The sequence below is a fragment of the Psychrobacillus faecigallinarum genome (assembly GCF_014836595.1).
GTDB lineage: Bacteria > Bacillota > Bacilli > Bacillales_A > Planococcaceae > Psychrobacillus > Psychrobacillus faecigallinarum.
Genome location: NZ_JACSQO010000002.1, coordinates 357,504 through 374,264, shown reverse-complemented (window position 1 = coordinate 374,264; position 16,761 = coordinate 357,504). Strand labels below are relative to the sequence as shown.

At 37.4% G+C, this 16,761-nt stretch carries 15 protein-coding genes; 2 read left to right on the top strand and 13 right to left on the bottom strand.

All coding sequences use genetic code 11. From position 1 onward, the window contains the following. Positions 1-33: 33 nt before the first annotated feature. From H9650_RS06515 to H9650_RS06500, 4 genes are all read right to left on the bottom strand, one after another. Positions 34-546, bottom strand: a complete 513-nt coding sequence (locus H9650_RS06515) for an adenine phosphoribosyltransferase (RefSeq protein ID WP_144535756.1) — start codon at positions 544-546, stop codon at positions 34-36. Continuing rightward, positions 537-2,894: a single-stranded-DNA-specific exonuclease RecJ gene (gene recJ / locus H9650_RS06510; RefSeq protein WP_191696838.1), complete on the bottom strand. Its 2,358-nt coding sequence runs from the start codon at positions 2,892-2,894 to the stop codon at positions 537-539. Before recJ ends, H9650_RS06515 begins: the two co-directional genes overlap by 10 nt. 201 nt (positions 2,895-3,095) lie before the next feature. Beyond that, on the bottom strand, positions 3,096-5,366 hold the full coding sequence (secDF, locus tag H9650_RS06505; protein WP_191696837.1) for a protein translocase subunit SecDF: 2,271 nt from the start codon (positions 5,364-5,366) through the stop codon (positions 3,096-3,098). Positions 5,367-5,518: 152 nt separating this feature from the next. Then, complete coding sequence (locus H9650_RS06500) at positions 5,519-5,833, bottom strand: post-transcriptional regulator (RefSeq protein WP_144535750.1); 315 nt, start codon at positions 5,831-5,833, stop codon at positions 5,519-5,521. Between the two features lie 91 nt (positions 5,834-5,924). On the opposite strand from H9650_RS06500, the gene H9650_RS06495 reads away from it, so the two are divergent. Beyond that, on the top strand, positions 5,925-7,451 hold the full coding sequence (locus tag H9650_RS06495; RefSeq protein ID WP_144535748.1) for an oligosaccharide flippase family protein: 1,527 nt from the start codon (positions 5,925-5,927) through the stop codon (positions 7,449-7,451). Positions 7,452-7,843: 392 nt separating this feature from the next. Here the strand turns inward: H9650_RS06495 and H9650_RS06490 are convergent, their stop codons facing one another. The 8 genes from H9650_RS06490 to H9650_RS06455 form a co-directional block, all read right to left on the bottom strand. Continuing rightward, entirely contained in the window at positions 7,844-8,482 is a 639-nt protein-coding gene (locus H9650_RS06490; protein ID WP_191696836.1) for a DUF421 domain-containing protein, read from the bottom strand. A 70-nt stretch (positions 8,483-8,552) separates the two neighbouring features. Then, positions 8,553-8,819 (bottom strand): preprotein translocase subunit YajC, encoded by a 267-nt coding sequence (gene yajC / locus H9650_RS06485; protein ID WP_225321660.1) that lies wholly within the window; start codon positions 8,817-8,819, stop codon positions 8,553-8,555. Positions 8,820-8,861: 42 nt separating this feature from the next. Continuing rightward, positions 8,862-10,001: a tRNA guanosine(34) transglycosylase Tgt gene (tgt, locus tag H9650_RS06480; protein WP_151109354.1), complete on the bottom strand. Its 1,140-nt coding sequence runs from the start codon at positions 9,999-10,001 to the stop codon at positions 8,862-8,864. Continuing rightward, positions 10,002-11,042 (bottom strand): tRNA preQ1(34) S-adenosylmethionine ribosyltransferase-isomerase QueA, encoded by a 1,041-nt coding sequence (gene queA, locus H9650_RS06475; protein WP_151109352.1) that lies wholly within the window; start codon positions 11,040-11,042, stop codon positions 10,002-10,004. Between the two features lie 18 nt (positions 11,043-11,060). Further along, entirely contained in the window at positions 11,061-12,071 is a 1,011-nt protein-coding gene (ruvB, locus tag H9650_RS06470) for a Holliday junction branch migration DNA helicase RuvB (protein ID WP_151109350.1), read from the bottom strand. Between the two features lie 17 nt (positions 12,072-12,088). Further along, positions 12,089-12,709, bottom strand: coding sequence for a Holliday junction branch migration protein RuvA (ruvA, locus tag H9650_RS06465; protein WP_151109348.1), 621 nt, complete (start codon positions 12,707-12,709; stop codon positions 12,089-12,091). Between the two features lie 91 nt (positions 12,710-12,800). Further along, positions 12,801-13,649, bottom strand: a complete 849-nt coding sequence (locus tag H9650_RS06460) for a hypothetical protein (RefSeq protein ID WP_144535738.1) — start codon at positions 13,647-13,649, stop codon at positions 12,801-12,803. 2 nt (positions 13,650-13,651) lie between these two features. Next, entirely contained in the window at positions 13,652-14,881 is a 1,230-nt protein-coding gene (locus H9650_RS06455) for a LysM peptidoglycan-binding domain-containing protein (protein WP_151109346.1), read from the bottom strand. A gap of 137 nt (positions 14,882-15,018) precedes the next feature. Here H9650_RS06455 and H9650_RS06450 point away from each other — a divergent pair, with 137 nt between their 5' ends. Next, positions 15,019-15,555 (top strand): transcription repressor NadR, encoded by a 537-nt coding sequence (locus H9650_RS06450; protein WP_191696835.1) that lies wholly within the window; start codon positions 15,019-15,021, stop codon positions 15,553-15,555. A 324-nt stretch (positions 15,556-15,879) separates the two neighbouring features. Here H9650_RS06450 and pheA read toward each other — a convergent pair whose 3' ends face one another. Beyond that, positions 15,880-16,758 carry a prephenate dehydratase gene (gene pheA / locus H9650_RS06445; RefSeq protein ID WP_225215948.1) on the bottom strand — a complete coding sequence of 293 codons (879 nt, stop codon included), beginning with the start codon at positions 16,756-16,758 and terminating at the stop codon, positions 15,880-15,882. Positions 16,759-16,761: the final 3 nt, after the last annotated feature.

Below are 16,761 nucleotides of genomic sequence, written 5' to 3'. Positions count from 1 at the left end.
CACAAATTATGTCTATATAGAAAATGAATAATATTAGTATTGCATTAACGTACGAATATTGTAGTCTTTTAATTTGTCGCGTCCTTCTAAATAAGACAATTCTATTAAGAATGCACAACCAACCACTACACCGCCAAGTTCTTCTACTAACTTAATGGTTGCTTCAATCGTTCCACCTGTTGCAAGTAAATCATCTACAATAAGTACACGCTGACCAGGTTTAATTGCATCCTTATGCATAGTTAAAACATCTTTCCCATATTCTAATCCGTATTCAGCACGAATTACTTCCCGAGGGAGCTTGCCTTCCTTACGAACTGGTGCAAAACCTATGCCTAAAGCATAAGCAACAGGGCATCCAATGATGAATCCACGTGCTTCTGGTCCAACAATAATATCTGCATCCACTTCTTTTGCATATTCAACAATTTGGTCAGTCGCATATTTGTATGCTTCTCCATTGTCCATAATTGTTGTAATATCCTTGAATCGAATACCTGGTTTAGGCCAGTCTTCTACAATTGTTACATATTTCTTTAAATCCATTTTTGCTCCTCCTCAGGAACGGTTTGTGCTGCTCTTCGCTCTTCAAACCATTGTTTCAGCTCTTTATATGGTGCATACAAAAGCTTTTGCTCTAAACTTATCTGCTTTGTACGCTGTTGATAGGCTGGCGCTTCAGATAAATCTCTTTTAGGGAGATTTTCATTCAAGACCAATGTGCCACCCTCTATTCTAACAAAATTTAACTCAAAAAACACCTTTGACATAAAATTTATTGTGTTTGGACTCCATCCAGTATGTTTGGATAGTTCGTGAATATGCTGTTTTAAAGCAAAATTTTTCCTTTTAGCAATGAAAGAAAAATACCATTTGAATTGTTCTCGGGTTGGTAATCCTTCAAAATAAGTAGACTCGTTTGCAAAAAAGTGAGCATAAATTCGTTGCCAATCATGGTGTTCTAACAAGTTTATTAAATCTTGCTCCTCTAATGGTAGATCTAGTAAACAAATACAATCGGAAACAATGCCTTCTTCTATTACGTTATTGTGAAACCATATTTTGCCAGAAATAATAGATTCAAAATGAGCTAAAGATTCCTTGTTAAAGCAGACAAAGGTAGTATTTCCCTCTGGTATAGTAGGCAGCCATCTATTCACCTGGCGAATGCCTCTTATATCAAACAACTGCCACTGATTCGTTTTTGCATCTTGAATCATAAGCTGTGGTTTTTTTCGCCCATTCCACTCGTTGATTTGCAAGTCTCCAATAAAGGATAATTTGGTTGCCGGTGCAATCTCATCAGCAAGATCACCTTTTCCAAATCCGATAGCGTCTAACAAAACAGCACCCTGCATTAGCTCCATCTTCACATGGTTTTGGGCAGAGCCAATTTTCCTTACTGAGTTCACTTCTATATTTTCTAAACAATATACAGGTTTAGCAAAACCCATACCAAAAGGAGAAAGCATTTGAATGGATTGAATGGATTCCGTGGATATTTCATGCATTTCCAGTGGCACATCAATTGATACAACAGGTATTAACTGTTCCTCAGTCAGGCACGTCGTCGCTTGTTCATTAAGTCTGTTTCTAAATTCTTCTACATGTTCGAGAGGGAAGGTCATACCTGCTGCCATCGGATGACCACCAAAATGAGTTACTATATCGCTATTCTTAGCTAGCTCATTGTACATATGAAATCCTTCGATGCTACGTGCAGAACCTTTAGCAATTTGTTTTTCTACGTCAAACCCAAGAACTATTGAAGGACGATAATATTTTTCCACTAATTTTGATGCAACAATTCCTAATACGCCAGGATTCCATCCCTCTTTACCAACTACAATAACACTTGGACCTTTTAAGTCTAAGTGTTGTTGTTCGATTAATTCAATCGCTTCATCCGTGATTTGCTTTACAATAGCTTGTCGTTCTTTATTTTTATCGTTCAACATATTAGCTAGAGCAAGTGCTTTATTTGGTTCTTCTGTTAAAAACAACTCAACTCCCGGGGAAGCTTCTCCAAGACGCCCTACAGCATTGATACGCGGTCCAAAAGCGAAACCGATAGTTTCCTCATTTATAGCGCTTGTTTCAACTCCACTTACATTTGCCAAAGCCTCAATTGCAATAGAATCATTTTTCTTCATCTGCTTAATACCCTGTTGGACAAAATAACGATTCTCACCCTTTAACGATACGAGATCGGCAATTGTCCCAATGGCTACTAGGTAAAATAATTCTTTCGGTATTTCACCTAGTAAAGCATGAGCAACTTTAAATGCCACCCCTACACCAGCCAAATGCGAGAAAGGATATTTTGTATCTTGTAAACCAGGGTGAATAATTACATCTGCCTTGGGAAGCACCTCACCAGGTTCATGGTGATCCGTTACTATTACATCCATTCCTAAGTTTTTAGCAAACTGAATTTGCTGTATGCCGGATATTCCATTGTCTACTGTAATAATAAGTTTGACCCCTTCATCAAAGGCCTGTTGGAATAAGCGCTCGCTTGGTCCATAACCATCTATAAATCTGTTAGGAATTTTAAAGATAACATCTGCACCCATAGCTTCCAATGTTTTCATCATGACAGTTGTGCTTGTTATTCCATCTGCATCATAGTCACCGTAAATCATAATTCTTTCTCCAGCATCTATCGCTTGATGGACTCTTTCTACCAGTTTTTCCATCCCTTCAAAGAGAAAAGGATCATGAACGTTATCTTCAGTAATATATATAAAGCTTTTAGCTTCCTCTACGCTATTAAACCCTCTAGATACTAGTACTTTAGCACAGACTCTTGGAATCGTGAGTTCTTGTTCAAAGGTTGTAACCAAATCATCATTAGGTCTAGAGATTCTCCATCTTTTTTGAGATTGTATCATTTTATTTCACTTCCTTAAGTTTTATTATAACGTAAAAACCTTGAGGGATTAATATTTTTACTTTAACAAAAGTGTCTGAGTAACTAACATTTCAAAGTCAGTCCTTCTTTTTCCAATAGCCTAGAATTCTACATAAATCATTTGCTTTCCATATTAAAAAGAAAAAAAGAGCAGAGAATGAATACTCTGCTCTTTTTACTGTTATACCACAGGCTCGTCTGAACCCCATTTTTTCTCTTCTTTTTCTACTTTTATACCACCTGTTTTACGAAGCTCTTTAGCTTTTAGATCAAACCATAATTGAGTTGCGATAAACAGTGATGAATACGTCCCTGCAACTAAACCGATCAATAATGCAATAGAGAAGTTTCTAATACCTTCTGCACCAAACAATAATAGTGCCACTACTACAAGAACAACGGTTAACACAGTATTTACTGAACGTCCTAATGTTTGACGAAGTGATTTATTTACAATTGTCGCAAGCTCTTCCTCAGTAGTAATTGCTTTACTACGGTGAAGATTTTCTCGAATTCGGTCAAACGTTACAATTGTATCGTTAATCGAGTAACCTACAATAGTTAAAACAGCTGCAATAAATGTAATGTCGACTTCTAAACGAAGAATGCTAAATATCGCGATCATTAAGAATGCATCATGTAATAAGGAAACAATGGCAGCAACACCCATGCGCCACTCAAATCGGAACGCCACATAAATTACAATTCCAATAGCAGCGAATAGCAAAGCTTTCATTGCATTTGCGGCAAGTTCCTTACCAACCGTAGATGACACAGTACTTACTTGTGGTTCTGCACCAAATTGTTCGTTTATATCTGCTTTTAAAGTCTTAATTTCTTCTTGAGAAAATTCGTCTTTATATCGAACTACAGCTCCATCAGCATTTTCTCCTGAAATTACAATATCCTCAGTAGATAACCCGATAGAATCCAATTTCTCCGATACTATTTCCTGCGTTAATGGAGTATTTGACTCAATTTGAACGCGTGTACCAGATGAAAAGTCAATTCCAAGATTCAATTTGAATACACTTAAAATAACAATCCCTGCTACCGTTAACACAATAGAAGCGATATAGAAAATTTTACGATTATGAACAAAATCTATACGATCAAACTTTGTTGTTAAATCTAATGTATCTACTTCTTCTTCAGGAGCATGAATACGTTTTTTCGGAATCCCAAACCAACCTGGTTTATTGTCAAAGTACCCACTATGCACTAAAAGACCTAATAAAATACGTGAAGCCCAAACAGCTGTAATGAATACAACCAATATACTAATGATTAAAAGCGTTGCAAAACCTTTTACTGAGCTTGTACCAAAATAGAATAATACGACTGCAGCTAAAAGTGTCGTGATATTAGCATCAAAGATAGCAGTAAATGATTCCTTTGCTCCGCTTTCAAAAGATTTCTTCACCGACTTACCTACACGCAACTCTTCCCTTATACGTTCATAGGTAAGAATGTTGGCATCAACCGCCATACCTACCCCGAGAACAATTGCGGCGATACCTGGCAGCGTAAGTACCCCATTAATCCAATCAAAAACTACTAAGATTAAGAAAATATAAACAACCAATGAAATTACCGCAATAAGACCTGGAAGGCGATAATAGAAAATCATAAACAAGAATATAGCTGAAACACCAATGATACTTGCTAGAATTGTGCTATCCAATGCCTGTTCACCGAATTGAGCTCCAACAGAAGTTGAATAAATTTCGGTAAGCTTAACTGGTAGTGCTCCTGCATTTAGAATTCCCGCAAGGTTTTTAGTTTCATCCACTGAAAATGCTCCAGAGATTTCTACGCTTTCTGAACTGATTCGTTGTGTAACACGAGGGTTGGAAATGAATTTTTGTTCTTCCTTCAACACCTCAGCAGCGTAGGAGTCAACTCCTTCTTCAAAATCTAACCAAATAACTAGCACATTGTCAGGTGCTGGTTTAGCAGCTATCTGTTCAGTAACTTCTGCAAATTTATTTGCATCCTTTAATTCTAATGTAACAATCGGTTGTCCTTGTTGATTAAAGGCAGATTTTGCTCCGCCTTCTTTTAAGTCCATACCATCTAGCATGATATTATCTTCTGAGTCTCGGAAAGACAGATTAGCCTGAGTAGAAAGTAATTCCCGCGCTGATTCCTGATTTTCTACTCCAGCGAGCTGAACCCTAATTCTATTTCCGTCTTCAATTTGAATACTAGGCTCACTTACTCCTAGAACATCAATTCTGCTTGTAAGAGCAGATGCAGTATCAGCTACTACTTCCTCTGTGATTTTTTGTCCTTTGTTGAGTTCATCTACTTGATAAAGAACTTCGAATCCACCTTGTAAGTCTAGACCTAATTTAATATTGTTTAATACTCCACTAACTGTCGGGCTTATAGTCCCGGCAAAAATCACTAGAAGCAGTAGAAACGCAACTATGCGTCCTCTTGTTTTCATATGTACTTCCTCCTAAAAATAACCACAGACTTCCTTCGTCAGAAAGACTATTGCTAAAAACAATTACGTAATATTCTATCTGTTTTAATTCCAAAAAATGCAACATGTTTATTATGAAACACGATACCCCTTACTGTCAAATGACTCTTTGCTTATTTTTCCTCTGTTTGAGGATTCAATAAGATTTGTAATTCTTCTTGATTGATTTCCGAGAACCAATTAGATGTTCGAGAATTTTCAATTTGTTCGTAGGTCATATACTCGGCAGGTGTTATGGAAAGAACGTCATTAACAATCTTATGAAGAGACAAGGAAAGAACATCTAGCTTTCTCCATTTCTTTTCTACACAATACTTCCAAATATCTGCTTCTGTTACAGTTTCGTACTGATAAACTTTAAACTCACTCTTTTTGCTCTCTAGAGCAGGTAGTACGTGTGTATAGATATGATTGTATGAGTTTTCCAAAATACTGCACCTCTTTATAGAATAATGTGGTAAGTAGCTTGCATATTATTATTGTAAACGAAGTTCCTGTATTTGAGAAGGAAGTGTTTAATTGTCAACTTATTTAAGAGGGTCTATTGTATTAATGTTTGCCATTTTTTTGTCCAAGTTTCTAGGTTTTATTTATCGTATGCAATTTGTTCGATTAACGGGAGAAGAGGCTGTTGGAATTTACAGCACGGCTTATCCAGCATTCATATTCTTTCTTTCGCTGATCCAACTGGGCATACCTATAGCTATTACTAAAATAGTAGCAGAGTTACGAACAAGGAACGCTATTTCAGAGTACTTTACCGTTATGAGAACATCCGTAATTGTCACAGTAGTCTCTATGATAGCTTTTACTCCCCTCTTTATCTTTGTTACTCCTCTAATTTCTAGTAACTTGCTAAAGAACGATGCTATTACAATGACTCTCTATGTTTCAATTGCAATTGTCCCGATTGCTGCAGCAGGTGGAATTCTTAGGGGATTCTTGCAAGGTATTGCAAGACTTGAAGAAACAGCAATAGCCCAACTTATTGAACAGATTGTGCGTATTTTACTGATTACCTTTGCATTACCATTGTTTTTAACTTCCTCAACTCCACAGGAAGCTGCTGCTTACGCCATGTTCTTAGCCTTATTAGCAGAGGCCGCTTCTTTACTTTATCTGAAGTGGAGATATAACAAATGGAAGAAAAGCCAGACGTATAAGAAATCTAAAAAAGCATATCCCTTATCACCATTATTTGCAATTGCACTGCCTTCTTCGGGCAGTAAGCTTTTTGGATCGTTCACTTGGTTTTTAGAGCCTATCATTTTTATTAAAGCTTTAGCCATTACTGGAATTAGTGCCGTAGCCGCTACAACTCTTTATGGTGTCATCTCCGGTGTTTTAGTTCCTTTGTTGCTCTTCCCATCATTCATACCTTTTGCCTTGTCTATCGTCCTTATACCAGCTGTTAGCGACGCCTATGCAAGGAAAAATTATAGCTTATTAAAAGAGAGAATACATCTTTCATTAAAGTTCTCTACTTTAACTGGTTGTTATGCAGCTACGTTATTCTATCTACATGGAGGCGAACTTGTCTATGAATTGTTTCATGTAGAAAACGCAACAGTTTATATGAAAATACTTGCACCGATATTTTTCTTTTACTATATTCAAAGCCCACTCTTCTCCATCCTACAGGCGTTGAATAGTTCTAACAGTGCTTTTTTAAACTCTCTGTATGGTGGAGTAGGGAAATTATTATTATTGTTTTTCCTTGCCTCTCAGGTATCCATTCAAGAAAAGGGAGCAATTGTCGCGATAGGATTTGGTGTTCTCATCACTTCGTTTTTACATATCGCTTCACTTAAAGAAAAGAAAGAAGCCCAAATCGGATTCTCTTTCTTTGCATTGCCATATGTAGTTTTTATCGCCACTATTATTACCCGTCCAATGGTAATATCCATAGGGAGTCAGCCATTAATAGTAGATTGTTTGATAACTTTGGTTTACTTAACTATTGGTCTATTGCTATTTGGACAAATTAAACGAAAAGAAGTTAGTGTCATCTTTAAAATTGCAAAAACAACTAAAAATAAATTTTAATATAAATAAATTATGAAGTGACTAAGAAGAATCTGGGACAAAACCCACCTTAGAAATTTAATAGTCCTGGAAATTTACCGATTAGTAAATTTTCTGGACTTTTTTTCTGCTCATAGTCAATGTTCTCCGATACAGCGGACGCTTTCCTGGGTGGGGACACGGGACGAGCCCGTAGTCTCTCCCACGCGCTTGTCCCCTAGGAGTCGCCGCCTTCGCTCCGAAAAACTAGAATTTTCTAGGATATCAAGTGAAAACTGTACATAATTTCAGGCACTACAAAACAAAATTCACTCAGAATGAAGTATCCTCTTGTTTAAATATTATAACAAGAATCTACTCACAACATTTTTACGTAGCATGAATCTACTTATGTCCCAGCCTCTTCTATCTTTTTAAAATGATGTCCTTAATTGAATATATAGTTCATCGTCCTCATAGCTACAATAAAACACCTTGGTGGGATCCAAAATCATTTTCTTTTCAAGCTCTTCTAGTAACCATTCCTTACTTTTACCAATTCGTGTAAGGTGTTCTAGTTGTATATCGCCATCAGTAATCAAAGGGAAAATAAATTGTTCCTCATCCTTCTTAAAAACAGATAAGTTTCCAGAGGGCTCTAAGAACGCATAGGAAACCGAACGGATAGAGCCTATTTGTTGCTCCCGAAGCTGTTGAAGCAAATCGTCCATATTATATCTTTGTTTCCTCATCTCTTTTTCAACAATAATTCCATCCTTCATAATAATAGAGGGATGGCCTTCCATCATATCTCTAAATTTTTTACTTTTTAAGGAAGTATAAGAAGCAATTAACTGAATGATCAATAACGTCAACATTGGTAGTAAAGCATGCATAAATTCACTTCTTGGATCATCTATTGCTATTGCTCCAACTTCAGCTATCAATAAAAAGACGACTAAGTCAAAAATACTCAACTCACCGACTTCTCTTTTTCCCATCATTCTTAATATAGCTAGTATGATCCAATATAATGCTATCGTACGGAAAATAATAATGAGAATCTCGTTCACAAAATTCACCTCACTATTAGATTGCCCATAAAAAAAGAACTTACTCCTAAGAGTAAGCTCTTTATTTTTTTTAGATTGTTGAATCCGTTACAACTCGTCCAACTGCAACGCGTTCAAATTGTAAACGCGTACCATCTGCTACTACTACAAAAATAGTTTGGTCATCCACTGCATCTACTTTTCCGTGTAATCCACCAACAGTGATAATATGATCTCCACGCTTTAGATTGCTTTGCATTTCAGCTGTAGTTTTCTGTCTCTTTTGCGCTGGTCGAATGATAAAGAACCACATTACGACGAACATAGCAATAATTGGTAATAAACCTACTAAATCCACTAATATTTCCCCTCCTTTTCCTCTTTATACAGTATACAAGAATCAGAAGTTTTTTGCATTTGGTTTGTTGTACCCATACTCTTCAAAAAACTCTTCTTTAAAATCAAGCAGTCTATCTTCTCTAATTGCCTGGCGAACATTCTCCATTAATTTCATTAAAAAATGTAGATTATGATAAGAAGCTAAACGCAATCCAAAGGTTTCATCTGCTTTAAATAAATGACGAATGTATGCTCGAGAATAGTTTTTACAAGTATAGCAATCGCACTTCTCATCTATTGGGCCAAAATCTCGAGCAAATTTTGCTCCCTTAATTACTAGACGTCCTTTATGTGTAAAGAAAGTACCATTACGAGCAATTCGGGTTGGTAATACACAGTCAAACATATCCACTCCACGAATAGAGCCGTCAATAAGTGAGTCTGGTGAACCGACTCCCATTAAGTATCGAGGCTTGTCCTCAGGCATTAAAGGAGTAGTAAAATCAAGAACACGGTTCATGACATCCTTTGGTTCACCTACAGACAATCCACCAATCGCATATCCCGGGAAGTCTAATGACACTAAGTCTTTAGCAGATTGTTTACGAAGCTCCTCATATTCTCCACCTTGAATAATACCAAATAAGCCCTGTTTTTCGGTATTCGTATGTGCAGTTAAGCAACGCTCTGCCCAACGAGATGTACGCTCTACTGAAGCTTTCATGTATTCAAAGGTAGCTGGATAAGGCGGACACTCATCAAAAGCCATCATAATGTCCGAACCTAGTGCATTTTGAATCTCCATTGACTTTTCTGGGCTTAAAAATAGCTTGTCCCCATTTAAGTGATTACGGAAATGTACCCCTTCTTCTTCTATTTTGCGCATATCGCTTAAACTAAATACTTGGAAGCCCCCTGAATCTGTTAAAATTGCACGGTCCCAATTCATAAATTTGTGCAAACCACCAGCTTCACGAATAATATCGTGGCCAGGACGAAGCCATAGATGATAAGTATTGCTTAAGATGATACCCGCATCCATTTCTTTGATATCTTCGGGCGCCATTGTTTTAACAGTAGCTTGTGTACCAACCGGCATAAATGTCGGTGTTTCAAACGATCCATGTGGAGTGTGTACAATACCAAGACGAGCACCTGTTTGTTTATCTTTTTTTATTAACTCATACGTAATTGCTGCCATTTAATAATTCCTTCCTTTTATGAACATCGCATCTCCAAAGCTAAAGAAACGATAACGTTGCTCGATAGCTTCTTGGTATGCAGATAGTATAAATTCTTTTGATGTTAAAGCACTCACTAGCATTACAAGGGTAGACTTTGGTAAATGGAAGTTAGTGATCATTCCATCAATACATTTAAATTCATAGCCTGGATAAATGAATATAGATGTCCAACCACTATCCTCTTGAAGAATACCATTAAATCTAGTAGCAACAGTTTCAAGTGTTCTAGTGGAAGTTGTACCCACCGCAACGATCTTTCCACCAGCTGCCTTCACTCCATTGATTAAATCTGCTGTTTCCTTTGTGATACGGTAAAATTCCGCATGCATTTCATGATCATCAATGGAATCCACACTTACTGGTCGGAATGTGCCCAAACCAACATGAAGTGTCACAAAAGCAATGTTAACACCTTTTTCTTTTATTGCTTCCAATAATTCCGTTGTAAAATGAAGTCCAGCTGTTGGTGCTGCTGCTGAACCCTGTTCCTTTGCGTAAACTGTTTGATAACGATCCTTATCATCTAGCTTTTCATGGATATAAGGTGGTAGTGGCATTTCTCCAAGCTTGTCCAATACCTCAAAAAATACTCCATCATATTCAAAACGGAAAATTCTTCCTCCGTGATCCTTTAAACCTGTACATACAGCTGTCAACAAGCCTTCTCCAAATACAATTTTTGTACCAATTTTTACTCGTTTTGCTGGTTTGACAAGTGTTTCCCACTCATCACCCTCCATTTGAGTCAATAATAGTACTTCAATATTTGCTCCTGTGTCCTCTTTGACGCCCATTAAACGAGCCGGCATAACCTTCGTATCATTTAAAACTAGGCAATCACCCTCATTCAATTCATCAATAATCATGGCAAAGCTTTTGTGTTCAAGCTTATTATTTGGATAGTCCGTTATTAAAAGTTTACTACTCGTGCGATCAGCTAATGGTGTTTGTGCAATTAACTCTTCTGGTAATTCAAAATCAAAATCTTCTACTCTCATTAATAAGTACTTCCTTTTTTAGTTGTTTGTATCAGTTGGCAATGGTATTCCTAAGTGTTCATATGCTAGTGGAGTCACAATTCTTCCACGTGGAGATCGTTGAATAAAACCAATTTGCATTAAATATGGCTCATATACATCCTCTATTGTAGTAGATTCTTCTCCTATGCTAGCTGCAATCGTATCTAATCCAACTGGACCACCTCTAAAACGCTCAATCATTGCGTTCATGAGTTTATGATCTATATGATCCAAACCTAGTGGATCCACTTGTAATAACTCTAATGCATCTTTCGCAATACTTAAAGTAATTTTACCATTTCCTCTAACTTGCGCATAATCCCTCACCCGTTTTAGCAAACGATTGGCAATACGAGGAGTCCCTCTTGAGCGACGAGCAATTTCTCCCGCAGATTCATGATCGATTGTAGCGTTAAATAGCTCTGCACTTCTTACAACAATCGCCGTTAGCGCCTCTTCATCGTAGTAATCTAAACGAAGCAGTACTCCAAACCTGTCACGGAGCGGAGCAGATAATGCACCTGCTCTTGTCGTTGCTCCCACTAATGTAAAAGGTGGTAGATCTAAGCGTACACTTCTGGCAGCCGGCCCTTTCCCTACAACGATGTCTAAGCAAAAATCTTCCATAGCAGGATAAAGTACTTCTTCAATAGAACGATTTAATCGATGAATCTCATCGATGAATAGTACATCGCCCGGCTCAAGCGAACTAACTATCGCAGCTAAATCACCCGGTCGCTCAATAGCTGGACCGCTTGTCATCCGCATTTGTACATCCATTTCGTTTGCGATAACTGCGGCAAGTGTAGTTTTACCAAGTCCAGGAGGTCCATATAGAAGACAATGATCCAGACTCTCATTTCTCATTTTTGCCGCTTCGATAAAAATACTCAGGTTATGCTTTATTTTATCCTGTCCAATATATTGTGATAATAACTGTGGACGAAGTGATTGCTCAAATGGCTCATCATATGGAGAAACATCACTGGAAATCACACGTTCTGTCATTCAAAGCCCCTCCTTTCTTATTTACCTGAAAATAATAGCTGCAATCCTTTTTTCATAAATTCGTCCGTTGTATGTAAATCATTATTTGACTTAAGTAATGGGCGTATTTTTGAAAGCTCCCGTTCAGAGTATCCTAGTGCTGTTAGAGCTAGAATAGCTTCTTCCAATTCATGATCCGATTCATTTTCAACAAATAGGCCAGGTTCGTCATTATCGAATTCCATTAACTCAATATCGATTAAGTCATTTAGCTTTCCTTTTAAGTCTAATATCATTTGTCTTGCTGTTTTTTTACCTACTCCAGGGAATTTTACTAAGAATGATTCATCTTCCCTTTCTATTGCTTGAATTACATGAGTAGGCTCCCCACTTGCAAGTATAGCCAGTGCTCCCTTAGGACCTATACCAGAAACAAGTATTAACTTTCGGAACAGCTCTCTCTGTGCAAGTGTAGGAAAACCCATTAATTGCTGAGCATCTTCTCTTATATGAAGATAAGTAAAAACTTGTATTATCTCTTCACTTTTTCTAAATGCATATGGGTTTGGCGTAAACAATTGATAGCCAATGCCCTGTTGCTCTAAAACAACATATTCAGGAGTCACTCTAGTGACCTGCCCTTTTATGTAATCATACATACTTTGCTTCCCACCATTTCCATACAATCATTATAGCATAACAAACAAAGAGGGCCGCCCATAGCTTGAGCGACCATCCTCCATTAAACTATTATAGCTGACTTAAATTATAGCATAAACTAGGCCAATTTGTTAAAGCTTTGTTCGTATACGGAATAAGCTGGTTAATAAACTTTTGTTTCCTCTCGCCGGGCAAGGCAAACGCATACAACCATTCTCTATACAATTCATTTGGGTACATGATTGCTTCTTTATATTTTGCAACAGTTTTCTCTAACTCAGGAAACTCGTTTAGGAACAATTCAATATCATACTCCATTTCAGGCAAAACCCGATGAATCCAAAGGATGTACTCCGTCTCCCTAGGTCCTAACACCGCCAAGTCAAAATCAATTATTTTATAAGTAAAGTCATTGGCTAAAAAGTTATGATGTACGACATCCCCATGCAATAGTGTCGGATTCTTCATACTAAATGGTCGAATGTTTTGAAGTGCCATATCCCCATATTGCACTAGCAATTTTGTCTTATTAAAACCAATATAGGATTCTATAAAAGGAGCTATTTCATCTACTTTTAGAAATCTAGTTTGCCACTTGGAAATTAAATTAAAAGGATAAAGCAAATTACTCTTTTCCCATTCAATCTTTTTTCTAGTGCTATGCATTCTCTTAAGTAAAGAATAAGTCTCAGATCTATCTTTTTTGTCTTTATAACTCACTGTACGATTATTTTTAAACCATGGCTGAATTATATAATCCTGCTGTGTTGAAGGAATTATAGGTAATACAAAAGGTTTTTCTAAACGGTATAGCTCATCATGGATATAACGAATTTTTGCAGCTTGCTCTCCCGAAGTGTATTTTTTTACAGAAAAAATACCATCTTCGTTTTTCCACTTCCATACATTTTTCTTTATCTGCTTTATATAAGTATCCACATTTAAAAGTGCTGATGCGGATATGGTGGACACGGATATACATGTTGATAATATGGTTGTGGAGGACAAGGATAACCACCGTGATACGGATTATGACTATACATTTGTGGCTGAGCATAGTTCATATGTGAATCGCCACATGATGCACATGGGGTTTGCTCATAATGCGGTTGAATATATGCCTGTTGAGCGTTCTGCTGTTGATATTGCTGAAAATAATCATTTTGCATATAATCGTTAGCCATTTCTAAAGCAGAAGAAGGTTCCTCCACCATCATTTCTGTCATCTGCGTCGCTAGAGTCTCTACAGCCGGCATACGAGGATGACTAGGCATAACACTGTATTCTACCTGCTCTTCTACGTCTATATTGGAAGATTCGATAAGCATCCAACTATTTGGTGAAGGCATATCATATTCTGGCGATGGCATCATTTGCATTGGAGCAAAATGGGTTGGTTGAATAGCCATTGGGTGATTTTGCTGCATATAATGCATCGGGTGAACGTGTGCACATGGATCCGGCGGGCATGGCATAGGTGGACAAGGCATAGGCGGGCAAGGAACAGGGTACATAATAGGATGCTGCTGCATTGGTGGACATGGAACAGGTATTAGCTTAGGCTGAACTGGTTGAATCGGAATTGGTTGTACGGGCTTAGGCTGTGGTTTTACCTCCGGTTTTGCTTGAGGTACTGGCTTTGGCTTTGGCGCTGGTTGTGGCACAGGAACTGGTTTTGGTACTGGTACTGGTTTTGGCTGCGGTGCTGGTTTAGATTCAGGTACTATTATCGGAATTGGTACAGGTACGGGGACAGGTATCGACTTTTGAATAATTTTTTCTTTTGGAGCAGGTACACTTGGCTGAATTGGTGGCATTGGTTGTGCAGGTTGGGCTTTTGGTATAGGTACAGCTTTTGGTGTAGGTGCAGCTTGTGGAATTGGTTGCGCTTTTGGTATTGGCTGAGCCTTTTGAATTTGTTTAAGGTTGCCATCGTATGGCTGAGCTGTTCCATCACCCATCATCCCCTTCTTGTTTGGGCGATTCTCCCCATAAGGATGTACCATACTTTCTGTCTTCCTCGCTTCTGGTATGAAGATTTTCATTCCTGGTACAATATATTCGGGATTAGCTAAATGAGCATTTATCTTTTTTAAATCATCAAAAGAAACTCCATACTCTCTTGATATTTTCCAAAGGGTATCACCCTTTTTAACAATATGAATTTGCACAGTCTTCCTCCTTCCTTCACCTTAAAATATGTGTAACAACAAAAATTGGTCACAGATTTTAAAACATTGATAGTTCCCTTCATGATAAACTTATGAATAGCAACTATACTGTTATGCAAGGTTGGAGGAATTTACTTATGAAAAAATTAAAAGGGGCAGAGCGTAGAACTTGGATCTGTTCTTATCTCAAGGAACAAGACCAACCTATTAAAGGGTCTGAGCTTGCTAAATTAGCAAATGTGAGTAGACAGGTAATAGTAAACGATATTACCCTGCTGAAGGCCACCAATCATCCTATTATGTCTACTAACCAAGGGTACATTTTATTACCTAACCGCGAAGACTTTGGTTCTGTCCAAAAAAGTGTAGTATGTATCCATAAATCAAAGGAGACTGAGGAGGAGTTATTAACATTAGTAGATGCTGGCGTTACAGTAGAAAATGTAACTGTAGAACACACGGTATACGGCGAAATTACCTCATCTATTATGGTTTCCAATCGACATGATGTGGAAATATTTTTAAAAAAAGTACGAGAAACAGAAGCTTCCTTTTTACTAGAGCTAACTTCAGGGGTTCACATTCATCGGTTATCTGCCCCAAGTGAGGAGATATTAGTAAGAGGAATAGAGGCTATTCGAAAAAAAGGGTATATAATGGATGAGCAAAATTAAAGGGTAGTTGAAGCCTCTTAAAGTGCCCACTAGATTTTTGATTTAAAATGCTTAAGAACATAGTAAAGTTTCTAAATTAGTTTGGTTTAGGAGCTTTTTATTTTTGAATAAAATGAAACCTCAAAATTTGAAAATCAATACAAACTTGTTTTATACGTATACTTTTCAAAAGTTTTTCGTTGGTTACTTTGCTTGGTTTACCATCTTCTATTTGCAAAGAGCAATATCCAACATTTTTCTTTGTATTTAACAAGAATGCCATGAACAGAGAGTTCATGGCATTCTTAATATATAAAATTTCTGGTCTATTAAATAAAGGGTAATTTATTCAGAGGGTACTTCCGCTTTTGTTTCGTATGTATAATAGGAGCCAAGTGATTTAACCTCACAACCTAAAGCCTTCAACTCTTCAATTGCCCCTATCATCATTGGAGCTTTCTCATCTTCGAGCACGTCTATGATGAAAAAATATTGTCCGAGTCCGGTTTTTAAAGGTCGAGATTCGATTTTACTCAAGTTAAGCTGACGCCATGCAAATACAGAAAGGACTTGATGAAGAGCTCCTGATCGATCATCTTTTGGTAGTGTGATCATTACAGTAGTTTTAACCTGTCCATTATGTCCTTTGGTTTCTATACATTTTTTCTTTTTCGAAAGCACGAAGAACCGAGTATGGTTAAAATGAAAATCATGAATATTATGTTCAACGATTTTTAAATCATATTCAGCTGCTGCGGATGTATTTGCGATTGCAGCAATACATTCATCTGCTCGTTCCGACACATACTTTGCTGCTGCTGCAGTTGAGGAAGATTGCTCTAATGGCACCTTACCAAATCGATAGTACAAATATTTGTGGCACTGAGCCAATGCATGTGGATGGGAGTAAATAGTTGATATTTTTTCCCATTTTTCCATATTATTTGGATGAACCATCAAATGCTGAGCAATCGGTGACAAAATTTCTGCAATTACGTTTACTTCAGCTTCATGAAATAAATAATCTATCGTTAAAGGCACCGTGCCCTCTAAAGCATTTTCAAGTGGAACAACTGCTACCTCAACCTGTCCGTTACTAACCATTTCAATACACTCTGGAATTGTTCGTATTGGTAGTAAACAATCCGTTGGAAATAACGCCTGTGTTGCTAAGTGAGTAAAAGAAGCCTCCGGTCCAAGGTAGGCAATCTGTAAATTTGTCAAAAC

Excerpts from the sequence above, each read along its gene's own strand:
- recJ (WP_191696838.1), bottom strand. The coding sequence starts at position 2,894 with ATGATACAATCTCAAAAAAGATGGAGAATCTCTAGACCTAATGATGAT.
- H9650_RS06450 (WP_191696835.1), top strand. The coding sequence starts at position 15,019 with ATGAAAAAATTAAAAGGGGCAGAGCGTAGAACTTGGATCTGTTCTTAT.
- queA (WP_151109352.1), bottom strand. The coding sequence starts at position 11,042 with ATGAGAGTAGAAGATTTTGATTTTGAATTACCAGAAGAGTTAATTGCA.
- H9650_RS06515 (WP_144535756.1), bottom strand. The coding sequence starts at position 546 with ATGGATTTAAAGAAATATGTAACAATTGTAGAAGACTGGCCTAAACCA.
- secDF (WP_191696837.1), bottom strand. The coding sequence starts at position 5,366 with ATGAAAACAAGAGGACGCATAGTTGCGTTTCTACTGCTTCTAGTGATT.
- ruvA (WP_151109348.1), bottom strand. The coding sequence starts at position 12,709 with ATGTATGATTACATAAAAGGGCAGGTCACTAGAGTGACTCCTGAATAT.
- ruvB (WP_151109350.1), bottom strand. The coding sequence starts at position 12,071 with ATGACAGAACGTGTGATTTCCAGTGATGTTTCTCCATATGATGAGCCA.
- tgt (WP_151109354.1), bottom strand. The coding sequence starts at position 10,001 with ATGGCAGCAATTACGTATGAGTTAATAAAAAAAGATAAACAAACAGGT.